The organism is Deltaproteobacteria bacterium (assembly GCA_012522415.1).
Lineage (GTDB): Bacteria > Desulfobacterota > Syntrophia > Syntrophales > JAAYKM01 > JAAYKM01.
Map to the genome: position 1 here is coordinate 1 of JAAYKM010000087.1, position 13,281 is coordinate 13,281.

Here is a 13,281-nt window from a genome sequence, read left to right on the forward strand (position 1 = left end):
AACCAGGTAGTTCTTGATGGCATCGACTCGGCGCTGGGAAAGCTTCTGGTTATATGCGTCGGTGCCCCTGCTGTCCGTGTGCCCTTCCAGGGTGGCCTTCTCCCAGGCATAGGCGTTCATGTAATCCGCCACCCTCTTGATCTCGCTGTGATATTTCGGTTTTACATCGGACTTGTCGAAGTCGAAAAGCACGTTGAGATTGATGGTGACCCTTACGGGACAGCCGTCCTTGTCCACTTTCAATTCAATGGGTGTATCCGGGCACTTGTCCAGATAGTCGGGAACCCCGTCCCTGTCCGTGTCTATGGGACATCCCACTTCGTCGACTATCACACCGGCGGGTGTATCGGGGCACTGGTCAAGGCGATCGATGACCCCGTCCCCATCGCTGTCGGGCTCAACGAAAGAAGCCGGTTCCGGCTTGGGGGGCGGAGGGGGCGGAGGCAGTTCGGCCTTCGGTTTTTCACACCCGAAGAAAAAAGACAAGCCCAGGGTAAATTCAAAATTGTTGTTGTTTTCATCCGTTATAAAGATGTGTCGGGCATCGCCGCGTAATGCGATGTTATCCATAAAAAACCACTTGAATCCGAGACCGTAATCCAAGGCGAAGTCATGACCATCCGCGCTGTTTTGGCTTCCCTTGTCGTAATCAAGCTTTCTTCCCCCGATACCAGCGGCGATAAACAGGACGACGTCAGTGTCAGGCAGGAAGTTGTAGAGGCCTTCCAGACGATAACCCAGCATTTTTGCATCATTCTTGTAAGAACTTCCATTGCCCCTGTACACCCGATCGTCTCCATCCGCCGTGGAGTAATCGACTGCGGCCTCGATTGACCATTCCTTGGTGATGTTATATCCGATTCTCAGTCCATACACCGGGGCGGGATCAAGATTTTCATCGTCATCAAAAGCATACCCACCGGCATAAGGGGTAATGGACCACGCTTTGGCCAGATTGGCCGCCATTGAAGGTGTAGACAGAATTGCCACCGCCAACATGCCGCACAAGCAAAACAACAGTTTTTTCTTCATCCTCCTTCTCCCTTAACCATCTTTTATATTTTGAAATACCTTAAGGAGTCGCCGTCAAGGTGTCAGGCAGTCGACGACTCACAACCCTTTTATTATCCTCTTTTATCATCCCCGGTGTTTTTCTCGAAAAAATGAAACACACAACGGAGCGACAATGTTATCCGACCCGCCTTGTAACTTCAAGAGATAAAAGAGAGCATACGGAGCGCACCCGCGATACGGTTGTCCTGTTTGCAATATTTCCGAAAAAGCACTGTCGCCGTTTTTCATCCACAAATCTGAATCCGTGCCATTTACGACACCTTTTCCACTTTCACCAGTGGTTCCTGCTGGCTGATACAGTGCAGTGTCCCCAGGCCCCAGACCAAGTCATAACAGTCGATACCGATTACCCGTCTTGCGGGAAAGAGATCCTGCAGCACGGACAATGCGAAATCATCATTCCGATCGCGAAACGTCGGTACCAGCACAACGCCGTTTGCAATAAGAAAATTGGCGTAACTTGCAGGGACTCTCTGCCCATCAAATTCAAGCAAACGAGGCATGGGGAGTTCCACGATTCGAAACAGTCTCCCCGAAGGGTCTGTCATTTTTTTTAGTTGCCTGAGATTTTTCTGCAGGGGTAGATAGTTTTCATCTTTCCGATTGTCCTCCACCACGGCCACGATTGTATCCGCGCTGACAAAACGGGCAGAATCATCAATATGGCCGTCCGTGTCATCCCCGGCAATGCCTTCTTCCACCCAAAGAATTTTTTCCACATTGTAATACTCACGCAGGTACCATTCAACCTGAGATTGCGACAGATGGGGATTGCGGTTCGGGTTCAGGAGGCAGGGGGCGCTGGTTAAAAGGCATCCGGCTCCGTTTACATCAATCGCACCTCCCTCCATAATGATTCCCGGATAAAAAAGGGGCACTTGACGATATTCGGCAATTCGGGTGGGGACCATATCATCCAGATCATAGGGGGGATATTTCCCGCCCCAGGCATTGTAATCCCAGTCGATTATCGCCAAGGGTTCTTCGGCTTCGGGGTTGACCACGAAGGCCGGACCATGATCCCGGCACCAGGCATCATTTGTCGGAATCGGGAAAAGAGAAAACCTCCCGCTGTCAACCCCCGCTTTGATCAGCCTGGTCATGACGTCATCGTGCATGTGCCGGTCAATAACATTGATATTTACGTGTTGAAACCCTGCCAGAATCTTGACGATTTCCGTGAATACTGCCGGTATCGGTGCGAAACGCTCCGGCCATGAATCTTCTTTGTGGGGCCATGAGAACCATGTTGCGGCCTGTGTTTCCCATTCTGCGGGGAAGCGATAACCCAGTTGTCGTGGAGTTTCCCGGAAAATCATGTATCGGAGCCAGAATCGAGAAAGCGCCGGGTGATGCCGTCGTAAGCATCAATGCGGCGGTCACGCAGAAAAGGCCAGTGTTGACGGGTGGTATCGGATTTAGCGAGGTCAACCTCGAAAACGGCGATATCGTCGCGGTCATGCGGAGACTGATGGATCAGCTCGCCCAGGGTGTCGACGGCAAAAGAGCCGCCCCAAAAGACGATATTACCTTCTTTTCCAATCCGGTTGATTGAAACGACCGGTATGCCGTTGGCAATAGCATGGGCACGCTGAATTGTCCGCCAGGCATCATACTGATTACGGCAAACCCGTGGATCTTCTCCCTCCGCCCAGCCAATGGCCGTCGGATAAAAAAGCATTTCGGCTCCCATTAGGGTTGTCAACCGTGCCGCCTCCGGGTACCACTGGTCCCAGCAGATCAATACGCCGATGACGCCGAAGCGGGTCTTGAAGACCCTGAAACCCAAATCGCCAGGTGTAAAGTAGAATTTTTCATAGAAGGACGGATCGTCAGGGATGTGCATCTTTCGATACTTTCCAAGGTATGTGCCATCCGCATCAATCACGGCGGCGCTGGTGTGATAAAGCCCCGCTGCTCTTTTTTCAAACAGGGAGGCCACAATCACGACACCCAGGTCGGCTGCCAGGGATTTCAGATTCTCGGTCGTGGGGCCGGGGATGGGCTCAGCCAGATCAAAAGGAGCATAATTTTCGGTAACACAGAAATACAGAGAGCGAAAAAGCTCCTGAAGGCATACGATGTTAGCGCCGCGAAGCGCCGCATGACGGATCGCTTCTTCAGCACGGGCCATGTTTTGCGTGGTATCTGCAACACAGCTCGTCTGGACGATTCCGATTTTAACTTTCCGCGTCTCTACCACAATACGGCTCCGCTCCCGGAAGGATATTTTGATCTAGCTAGGACGATCATCGGAAATATACGGAATACCTGCACTGCTGTCAACATGTTTGGGTTTTTTGAGCGGACACGGACTCCGACGGATTTTTCGTTGATTTAACCGGGACTTGAGGGTCTTTTAAACTGCTTGACAAGGTAAAATGCTTCGGATAATAGAGGAACTCCTGTTGAGGAAAACAAGGAAAGGGCCGATGTAGCTCAGCTGGTAGAGCAACTGATTCGTAATCAGTAGGTCTGCGGTTCGAATCCGCACATCGGCTCCAGATTTCCCGAGTCTCTCGATCTTTACAGCGAGAGACTTTTTGCGTTATGACCCGGAATGGGCTGTTTTGTTTCAAGATGCAATTAAGCTGAACAATCATGAGGACTGAAGAATGACGGAAGAAAAAAAATCATGCGATAGTTGCGAAAGCACCCAAGGTCAGCCGAGTGGCTTTCAGGAGTTTCTCGAACAGGAAGCGCTCAAGGACAGGATGGAGAAGGTCAAGCACAAGATCCTGGTCTTGTCCGGAAAAGGAGGTGTAGGAAAGAGTACGGTTGCCACGAATCTGGCGGTGGCTCTGTCCAAGGCGGGGAAGGCCGTGGGGCTTCTGGATGTTGATTTTCATGGACCCAGCATTCCCACGTTGCTAAATCTTGAGGGAAAACCAGTATACCAGCATGATGAGGGGTTGATTCCCGTTGAATTTGCCTCAGGCATCAAGGTTATGTCGGTGGGTTTCCTGTTGCGTGATCAGGATGAAGCTGTTATTTGGCGGGGACCGATGAAAATCAGCTTTCTCAAGCAGCTCCTTAAGGACGTGATCTGGGGCGATTTGGATTATCTGGTTATCGATTTCCCCCCCGGTACGGGAGACGAACCCTTGTCCATTGCTCAGATGATACCGGAATGCGACGGTGCGGTCATCGTTACGACGCCGCAGAATCTGTCACTAAATGATGTAAAGAAATCGATCAATTTCTGCCGGCGGATCAAGATTCCTGTCCTGGGCGTCATTGAGAACATGAGTGGTTTGATGTGTCCCCATTGCGGGCAAATGATCGATTTGTTCAAGAGCGGTGGTGGCGAGGCAATGGCGAACAAAATGGATGTGCCCTTCTTGGGCCGGATTCCTATCGATCCTCGTGTTGTGGAAGCTTCCGACCTCGGTGAACCCTTTATCGAGCGTCACGCCGACAGCGAAGGTGCGGCGGCATTCGCTCGGATCGTCCGGCAGTTGATAGACCCAAAAGCATAATATACTTGACTAGAAATGCATTTGGGGTTTCCGTGGTTTTCCGTAAAGGCGTGAAGAGTTGGTATATGCACTCTGCTGACCTTGAGGAATGTTGATGAAACGGGTAGAGTCGCTTCTCGTTACAGAAGAAACCATTTCCAATCTTTTCAGACTGATCGGCATGCTCCGGGAGCACGATTCTCTGGCGGTTCTCATGTATGGTGCCCCTGATCCCGATGCCATCTCTTCCGCCATGGCCCTGCGGGAAATAATCGAACAAAAGGCCGGTCTGTCCCGTTGTGTTTTTGCGGCAACCCACCCCTTCATCCGGCAACAGAATCTTGAATTCGCCCATGCCATGGGCGTTGATATTTCAATCATCGATGGGATTGATCTGGCCGATTACCGGTTGATCGCTCTGGTAGACAGTCAACCTCCTCTTTTTGGTGAAGTGCTTGAACGATACCGTCCGCATATTGTTTTCGACCACCATCCCCGTACGCCGGGCTGGCATGCTGAACTGGAAGACGTTCGGCCGAGGTACGGCGCCCTGTCCACCATCATGACGGGGTATCTTTTGGCGGCCCGCGTAAGGATTACACGGATGCTTTATACGGCCCTTTTGTACGGTATCCGGAGCGACACGAATAATCTGGAAAGGGATGCGTGCCTGGAAGATATCGGCGCGTATTATTTGAATTTTGCCCGTGCGAACCGGGGATTGATCCGGCGCATTGAATTGAACCAGATTCCGGAGCGTTACCTGAAGTATTTTGATTTTGCCTACAGACACAGGCATCGGCAACGCGAGAAAATAATCTGTTTTCTGGAAGCGGTGGAGAACGCTGATGTTTGTGTGCAAGTCGCGGATTTTCTTCTGCGCATTATCCAGATCTATTTTGTTGTGGTGGGGGGGATCGTCGGGAACCGCTTGATTGTTGTTTTCCGGGGTGATGGTTACCGGATGAACTGCGGAGACATTGCGTCCAGAACCTTCGGTCATTTGGGAAGTGCTGGAGGGCACCGGAGTGCCGCCCGGGCGGAAATTCATCTTGAAAAACTCAAGGAAATTTTAGCGGGGGATCTCTCCTGCAGGAATATGGAACATTTTCTCCTGCAGAGCCTGGAGGTCAAGCGCCAACGCCTCCGGGGAGACGGAACAAAGGAAAAGGGGTGATGAAACATCACCCCTTCGCTGGTTTGATCCCGGCTGCCGTTATGCGTCCGTTTTTTCCGGACTCGTCGTGTCTTTCGTCGGAGTATGAGCCGGCTTCTCTTCGCTACCGGAAGGCTTCTTCCCGCCATAATCCGTAACGTACCAGCCGCTACCCTTCAGGTGAAACGATGAGAGTGACAGAAGTTTGTCCACGCGCCCCTTGCAGAAACGGCAGCGTGAAATGGCAGGTTCGGTAATGCCTTGAAATTCTTCAAATTCTTTTCCACACTTCCGGCATTTATACTCATAAATTGGCATAATGCAAAAACCTCCTGATAAAACTTAATGGAAGAGCACTTCCAGATTATAGCGTTTGCTGAAACAGTCGAGAACGAGGTCTAGGTGCGGATAATCCATCGGTTTCAAGATGTCCTGTGTGATGTTGTTGACGGTTTGTTCTTCCAGTTCTCTCCGTTTACCCTCCATGTCGAAATCCGCCTGCCCTTTGGTGAAACGTACAACATGCACCAATTCGTGGGCGGCAATATACAGAAGAAGCGGTGACAGTCGGACGAAGGAACCCGCCCGTTCCACGGCGTCAAGAATCCGATGGTCGTGAAGACAGATCCGGTAAAAATCGAAACCGTTTTCGTTGCCGTCTTTATGATAGCCATATTTGCAAAGATGGGCGAAAACGCCGTCGTTGATCTCGTGGTTTTCCAAGTTGACCAGGGTTCTGACATCATAGCGCCAGGAACGCATCCTGGCGAGGGACAGACGATAATGACGGGAGACCATTTTTTCCGCTAGACAAAAAGACCGGCCAGCCTGAGCGATCTCATTCGCATTGAAATAACGATCCACGATACGCTCTCCATCACACTCGTTCCCATCGAAATTCGGGGTTAGTATAGGCATGAACCGGTGTTTGTCAAATATTTTGTGGATCCAAAATCGCACGGACTGCAAGAGTAAAAACGCGGTTATTTCTGAGTGGGTTCCGGAAGAGGTGACAGGTCCTGGCCTATAGAGGCCCCTTTTTCGTGCTGTGTGCTCTCAGGGCTGCCGTGATGATGAGATCAATCAGACCGGCTTGGGTCATATCCATGGCTGCGGCCTGATGGAAAAGAACCGTAGAGGGCGTCATGCCTGGCAGGGTATTGGCTTCCAGAACGACGATCCGTCCGTCGGGCAGAACGAACATGTCAATTCTGGCGTAACAACGGAGATTCAAGGCCGTAAAAGTTGCCAAGGCTGTTTCCTGTATTTTTTTCAGACTGGTTTCCGGCAACCGGGCTGGGGTCTTATTTTCACCTTTTCCGTAAAGGAACTTGTCTTCCAGGGAGAGAATACTGTTCCTGTCTGTCGGAATGGTTTCGGACGGAATCAAAGGAAAGGGTCTGTCTCCTTCCAGAATCCCGCAGGTTACCTCCATGCCGGTCAAAAATTCTTCGATCAGGGCGGTATTGTCCCACAAAAACGCGTTGGTCAGGGCAGGATTTACATCTTCACGCGAAACGGCCTTGGTCACGGCGGTGCTGCATCCTTCCCGGGCGGGTTTGATCACACAGGGGAAACCAATTTCGCTTTCGATTCGATCCGCTGTGGTGGCCTGCACGTCCGACGTCCAATCCGGTTTCGTGACAGCAATGGTTTTGGGCACATCAATCCCTGAGGCCGCCAGGAACTGACGACAAAAATGTTTGTCCATGCCCAGGGCCGATGCAAGCACGCCTGATCCCGTATAGGGCAGGCCAAGCAATTCGAGGAGTCCTTGCAGACAGCCGTCCTCACCGTATTTGCCGTGAAGGGCCAGAAAAGCTAAGTCGATGCGGGCCTTCAAATCTTCGTATCGAAGGGGTTTCGCCTCTTCCCGGAGGTCCTCCCCGATATCCTTCGTACTGTTGCGCATCAGGAGTTTCAGCGGAATCTCCCACAGGGAGGCGTTGTCATCCATAAAGATCGGAAGCGGATCATATTTTTTCCGATTGATCTTGCTGAAAATATTCCGTCCGCTTTCCAGTGAAATATCCTTCTCGGATGAAAGCCCCCCCAAAATGATGCCGATCTTCATTTTTGTCATGTCTGCCATGCCTATATCCTCAATATCAAACAAATTTATTCCTTACAGAGGCCCAATTTTTGCGCTATGGATTTGTATCGCGTTCTCTATGAGATGTGAGATGATCATGGATGGCAACATCCCCGAACAAGCGGCCTGTTCAAAGAAGAACGAGGATGGCGCCATGCCTGAAGAAGAATTGGGATCCGTGATCAGGATTCGTCCATCCGTAAGCAGAAAGCCGTCCATTCGCCCATAGGACCGAAAGCCCAGTGCAAGAAAAGCCCGCACCGCCGCTTCTTTGATTTTTTCAACAACGTCAGGAGGTATCGTCTTGGGGGGAGTAAACTTGCGGCAGCGTCCGGGCATGTACTTGTCATCGTAGGTGTAGAATTCGCTTTGCGGATGAATTTCTGTGACTTCCAGAGCCCGAATGTGCCCCTCTTCCTCCAGAACGATGGATGAGAATTCTGTTCCGTTCAGATATTCTTCAAGCAAAACCGAACTGTCCCATTGAAGGGCATTTTGGATGCCGTCTGCGAGCTCTTCAGAATCCTGAATAATGGTGACACCGGTACTCGAACCCTCCCGTGTAGGTTTGACCACAAGGGGAAAAGAGAAGCGCGACAGGATGTTGTCCCACACAGTTTTCGGATCCCTTACCCAGTCTCGTTCCGGGATGACCATGCTGGACGGTACGTCGAGACCCGCCGCCTTCAGAAAAATCAATTGGACGTGCTTATCCATACCAAGCGCGGAAGCCAGAACGCCCGATCCCGTGTATGGAATCCGAAGCAGTTCCAACAACCCCTGGATACAACCATCATCACCGTATTTACCATGAAGACAAATAAAGACGAAGTCAACTTTTTCTCCCAAGTCTTCGTAAGCCAGCCGTTGCCCTTCCCGTTCAAGGCGGTCCATGATGTCGACGGTCGTATTCTGGGAAACCAGCTGCCAGGGGATGCACCATAGGTTTCCACCATGGTCCATAAAGAGAGGTACACCTTCATAAAGTTCATTGTCCAAGTGATCATAGACATTTCTGCCGCTGTTCAAAGAGACTTCACGCTCAGAGGACAGCCCCCCCATGATGATGCCGATTTTCATTTTTTGCATAGAATGATCCGTTCCGTAATGTGGACAGCTTTCATTGATGATCGTTTGTCATGAGAGGGCTTACCCTTTTCGTGAACTTTTTTCAATATCCCAGATGAAAGTCACGCCACTGTTGGGGAAAATCCACTCCCGATTATCAACTTTCAATTCGATCGATTTGCCGCGTTCCCTGACAACTTCCGGATAGGGATTCTTACCGGCGAAAAAGGCCACTTCACGGACGTTCTGCAAATTCGTCCCCTCGTAGTCGAATGTAATGTTCAGACCTCGAGTGGGATAAATCAGGTAAACGGAAAACGTATTGCTGTTTTTGGGCTTCTTGGTGACGATTTCGATTTCCAGTTTAACGGGTTGATTACGTTTTCCCTTGAGGGTATCGCCGCCGCACCACACTTCATATCCTCTTTCCGTATGGTCCGACCGGATCAGGGGAATGGCATCCCCGTCTATGGCAACCCGAACAAACCGGAAATCCGGCTCCGTGGACTGATTGTCTCCTCGGCTGAAGAGCCAGCGGTACTCGCAGGCGGGATCGTTAAATAACGCTTCGAGTTGTTCGTTGTTGCGAGCGCAGCCGATAAAAAAAATTTCACTGCGAATGGCTTTATAATATTCGATGTGGGTCGTGACCTTGTAATATTTCTCCTCTTGGGGATCTGCCTGCCGTTCATCACCGGTAAAGTCGGCAATTCTGATATCGTAGCGGAAATCTGTTCGAAGTTCGAGCTGCCGGTCACCCTTGCCGAAGAGCGTTTCGAACATTTCATAATAAATGGCATCCCCCAACTCTGTGCTTTTCGCTCTGGCTTGAAAGCATTGGCGGATAATATTATCGATCCGCGAAAATGATTTCTCATCCTCCGGAATATAGATCCGCCGCAATCGGGGCTCAATGGCCCCGGCCTGACCCCTGTGGAGAAAAATCCGCGGTGCTCTTTTCCCGAGCATACAAAGGATCTCGTAATGAATGGTGTTGAGCCTTGCCGCAATATCGTTGACCGTGATTTCTTCCTGTTCGTCCTTTCCCAGGAGCGTGACGATATCCCCAATGGAGCAGCCGGGGATATGGGACACGTCAACCGTACACATATCCATGGAAATACGGCCGATGATGGGGGCCCGCTTCCCCCGGATCAGGACTTCACCCTGGTTGGAGAGGATCATCCCATATCCGTCACCGTAGCCGACGGGGATCGTCGCAATCCGGGTCGGCCGGTTCGTTATGTAGGATCGCCCGTAACCGATACAGTAGCCTTTGGCAAACCTTTTGACCAGAACCACCCGGGTCTTAAAACTCATGACCGGCTCAAGTTTTGCTCGTTCCTGCGTGTCCGGGGAGGGATGGATGCCGTAGGTCATCAGACCCGGTCGGACCATGTCGAAATGAAATTCCGGATAATTCAAAATACCGGCGCTGTTTCCCATATGTCGGAGGGGAAAGACCCTTCCTTCTCGACGAAGTTTTTGCAGGAGCCCTATGAAAAAGCGTCCTTGTGCATTGCTGTAATCGTTAATCTGCTCGGCGGAAGAGAAATGGGTAAAGATGCCTTCGAGAATCAAATTGGGATGCTGAGCAATCTCGCGGATAACCCGCATGGCTTCTTTGTGCATGGTGCCGCCGCGTCCCATGCCCGTGTCGATTTCAATATGAACAGGGCCTGAGATTCCCGCTTGTGCATATTGTTCCTGCAACACGTGGGCAAAGTGTGTGTCGGAAACGGATGGAATAAGACGATATTTAATGATTTCACGAATTTCCGAGTCCATGGAGGGACTGAGGATCAGGATCGGTGCGGCAATACCGCTGACCCGCAACTGGACTCCCTCGTCGGCGTTCGCGACCCCGAGCCAAGAGGCTCCGTTTCTCAAGGCCATGTTGGAAATTTCAATGGCGCCATGGCCGTAGGCATCCGCCTTCACCACCTGGAGAATGCGAACGGATGAACCGACCAATCGCTTCAGTTCTTCCCAGTTATGGGTAAAATGATCCAGATCGACTTCGACCCAACTTCGGTACTGTTCTTCTTTCACAGGGGCCCCCTTGCTTTTCCGTATTGCCGCGCCCCTATGGTGACGGTTTGGGGAATCGCTGTATGATGATTTCCGCCAAAGCGGCGGCATCGTTGATATCCACGCAGGGTACACCCAGATTGAAGGAGCGGTCGCTGGCAATGGCCAACAGATCATCGGTCTGTGAACAGAGGAGTTCGTGGTTCGTCGCTGAGCGGAATACCTCGATTTTGGGGTGATTATTTCCTTTATATCCTTCAGAAAGGACAAGATCCACATTACGAACGTAACGCTTACGGATTTCCGAGAGTTCGTGGTCCCGGTCTACGTCTTCAACAAGACCGACCTTCCAGGGGGACGAAATGATCGATATGCTGGCACCGGCCTTTTTATGACGCCAGCTGTCTTTGCCTTCGTGGTCTATGTCGAACCCATGAACATCATGTTTGATCGTGGCGACACGATACCCCCTTTTCACCAGTTCGGGAATGAGTTTCTCCATGAGGGTTGTCTTGCCAGAATCGGACCTGCCGACAATGGAAACGATCGGTATCATGCTATAATATCCCTAAAGTCAATCATCATTGCTTTTAATTGGTGCCCCACGCGGGGAATACCCTCTGCGTTGACACGTGTCCCGTCTCCAAGTGATTGAGGCAGCAACATACGCAATGGCCCGGATTGTGTGTGTCAATCCTGTCTGCGTTCTGTGGAATACGACGCCTCGAACGGCTGTTTCATAACACAGGAGTGATGACCGGTGCAAACACTGTATTTTCACGAACAGATATTTGTAATATTACATTATTTATGCTACAAACCGCGCATTATTTCTGGCAGGGTTGCCGAAAGAACAGGGAGGTAGGTTATGGCCTTGGGGCAGAAAAACCGCAAAACATTTTTTATATTTCTTTTGGCTTTTTTGATCGCGTCATTCATCGTATCGGCCGTTGAAGTCATTCGGTCTTCTTTTTTTCGAGATCCGGGCCCGGATATTAAGACGGCCGGTGCCGTTTCCGTGGCCGACCCTTCCCAAGCTCCGACGTCGTTTGCGGATATCGTGGAAAAGCTTAAACCGGCAGTGGTCAACATCAGCACCACAAAGACCGTTCGCTCCGCTGGTCGATACCGCTCTCCTTTGAGAGATCAGAGTCCTTTCGATCGCTATTTCGGCGGAGATGATTTCTTTGAAAGATTTTTCGGTGATATTCCACAGCGTGAATTCAAGCAGAAAAGTTTGGGATCTGGATTCATCATCAGTCATGATGGCTATATTTTTACCAACAATCACGTTGTCGAGCAGTCGGAAAAAATCCGTGTCAAGCTTTCCGATGGCCGGGAATACGATGCCCGAATCATCGGTAAAGATGCAAAAACGGATATTGCATTGATCAAGATAAAACCATCGGACAGTCTTCCCGTAGTGGAAATCGGCGATTCGGAAAAACTGCGTGTCGGTGACTGGGTTTTGGCAATCGGCAACCCGTTCGGCCTGGAACAAACCGTGACAGCGGGTATCGTCAGCGCCAAAGGACGTGTGATCGGTGCGGGGCCATACGATAATTTTATCCAAACCGATGCGTCGATCAACCCCGGCAACAGTGGTGGACCCCTTTTCAATCTCGAAGGCAGGGTAATCGGTATCAATACGGCAATCGTCGCCCATGGACAGGGTATCGGCTTTGCCATTCCCATAGGGATGGCAAAGGACATGCTTCCAGACCTCAAGGCAAAGGGAAAGGTCACCCGCGGCTGGATGGGTATCTCTGTTCAGGATATCACAGAAGACATGGCGCGCTCTTTCAAGCTGCGGGACACCAACGGGGCTATTGTGGCGGAGGTATTTGCCGGGGACCCGGCGGACCGGGCGGGATTGCGAGCGGGAGACGTGATTGTGGCGGTCGGAGACAAGGCGGTGAAAGACACGCACGAACTGCTGATGATGATCGCTTCTTTTCGGGTTGGGGATGCTGTGAGAGTCAAGGTGCTTCGTGACGGCCAGGAAAAATGGTTTCGTGTGATCGTCGGCGAAAGGAAGGACCAGCCGGAAGTCGCAATGTCTCCGAGGGGAGCCTCGGATTTGGGATTGAGCGTTCAGGAACTGACACCTGAGCTTGCCCGTTACTTGGGAATCAGGGAAAACAGGGGTATTATCGTCGTGGATGTTGAGCCGGGCAGTCCTGCTGATAACGTGGGTATCCAGCCACAGGATATCATCCTGCAGGTCAATCGTGTTCCTGTATCCACGTTGGGGGAATATAATCGTGAAATGGCCAAGAAGACGTCAAACACCAGCATTCTGCTGCAGGTTAAAAGAGGGCGTACGACATTTTTCGTGCCTGTCAGGTAATCCGCCTCTTACATGAAGAAGAGTCTGCAGAACGAGCCTGCATTCGTTCCGG

The 13,281-nt window shown here is 51.1% G+C and carries 12 protein-coding genes and 1 tRNA gene; 4 read left to right on the forward strand and 9 right to left on the reverse strand.

Going from position 1 to position 13,281, the window contains the following annotated elements; all coding sequences use genetic code 11:
• The 3 genes from GX147_07380 to GX147_07390 form a co-directional block, all read right to left on the reverse strand.
• Positions 1 to 1,032 (reverse strand): outer membrane beta-barrel domain-containing protein (locus GX147_07380; GenBank protein ID NLN60514.1); only part of this gene is annotated, 1,032 nt, incomplete at its 3' end.
• 293 nt (positions 1,033 to 1,325) lie between these two features.
• The gene (locus GX147_07385) at positions 1,326 to 2,393 is read right to left on the reverse strand and encodes an agmatine deiminase family protein (GenBank protein ID NLN60515.1); all 1,068 of its coding nucleotides are present in this window, start codon (positions 2,391 to 2,393) and stop codon (positions 1,326 to 1,328) included.
• Positions 2,390 to 3,277 carry a carbon-nitrogen hydrolase gene (locus GX147_07390; GenBank protein NLN60516.1) on the reverse strand — a complete coding sequence of 296 codons (888 nt, stop codon included), beginning with the start codon at positions 3,275 to 3,277 and terminating at the stop codon, positions 2,390 to 2,392. The genes GX147_07385 and GX147_07390 overlap by 4 nt, the downstream gene beginning before the upstream one ends.
• 225 nt (positions 3,278 to 3,502) lie before the next feature.
• Between GX147_07390 and GX147_07395 the strand changes: the two genes are divergently transcribed.
• From GX147_07395 to GX147_07405, 3 genes are all read left to right on the forward strand, one after another.
• A tRNA-Thr gene (locus tag GX147_07395) sits at positions 3,503 to 3,578 on the forward strand.
• A gap of 111 nt (positions 3,579 to 3,689) precedes the next feature.
• On the forward strand, positions 3,690 to 4,553 hold the full coding sequence (locus tag GX147_07400) for an Mrp/NBP35 family ATP-binding protein (protein ID NLN60517.1): 864 nt from the start codon (positions 3,690 to 3,692) through the stop codon (positions 4,551 to 4,553).
• Between the two features lie 94 nt (positions 4,554 to 4,647).
• Positions 4,648 to 5,709 carry a phosphoesterase gene (locus GX147_07405; GenBank protein NLN60518.1) on the forward strand — a complete coding sequence of 354 codons (1,062 nt, stop codon included), beginning with the start codon at positions 4,648 to 4,650 and terminating at the stop codon, positions 5,707 to 5,709.
• 39 nt (positions 5,710 to 5,748) lie between these two features.
• On the opposite strand, the gene GX147_07410 is transcribed toward GX147_07405, so the two are convergent.
• From GX147_07410 to mobB, 6 genes are all read right to left on the reverse strand, one after another.
• Positions 5,749 to 6,006, reverse strand: coding sequence for a zinc ribbon domain-containing protein (locus GX147_07410; protein ID NLN60519.1), 258 nt, complete (start codon positions 6,004 to 6,006; stop codon positions 5,749 to 5,751).
• A 24-nt stretch (positions 6,007 to 6,030) separates the two neighbouring features.
• Positions 6,031 to 6,552: a hypothetical protein gene (locus tag GX147_07415; GenBank protein ID NLN60520.1), complete on the reverse strand. Its 522-nt coding sequence runs from the start codon at positions 6,550 to 6,552 to the stop codon at positions 6,031 to 6,033.
• 160 nt (positions 6,553 to 6,712) lie between these two features.
• Complete coding sequence (locus GX147_07420) at positions 6,713 to 7,780, reverse strand: D-alanine--D-alanine ligase (protein ID NLN60521.1); 1,068 nt, start codon at positions 7,778 to 7,780, stop codon at positions 6,713 to 6,715.
• A 33-nt stretch (positions 7,781 to 7,813) separates the two neighbouring features.
• Complete coding sequence (locus GX147_07425; GenBank protein NLN60522.1) at positions 7,814 to 8,869, reverse strand: D-alanine--D-alanine ligase; 1,056 nt, start codon at positions 8,867 to 8,869, stop codon at positions 7,814 to 7,816.
• A gap of 60 nt (positions 8,870 to 8,929) precedes the next feature.
• The gene (gene alr, locus GX147_07430; protein NLN60523.1) at positions 8,930 to 10,900 is read right to left on the reverse strand and encodes an alanine racemase; all 1,971 of its coding nucleotides are present in this window, start codon (positions 10,898 to 10,900) and stop codon (positions 8,930 to 8,932) included.
• Between the two features lie 34 nt (positions 10,901 to 10,934).
• The gene (mobB, locus tag GX147_07435; GenBank protein ID NLN60524.1) at positions 10,935 to 11,435 is read right to left on the reverse strand and encodes a molybdopterin-guanine dinucleotide biosynthesis protein B; all 501 of its coding nucleotides are present in this window, start codon (positions 11,433 to 11,435) and stop codon (positions 10,935 to 10,937) included.
• Positions 11,436 to 11,747: 312 nt separating this feature from the next.
• Between mobB and GX147_07440 the strand changes: the two genes are divergently transcribed.
• On the forward strand, positions 11,748 to 13,229 hold the full coding sequence (locus tag GX147_07440) for a DegQ family serine endoprotease (protein ID NLN60525.1): 1,482 nt from the start codon (positions 11,748 to 11,750) through the stop codon (positions 13,227 to 13,229).
• The last annotated feature ends 52 nt before the right edge of the window (positions 13,230 to 13,281 follow it).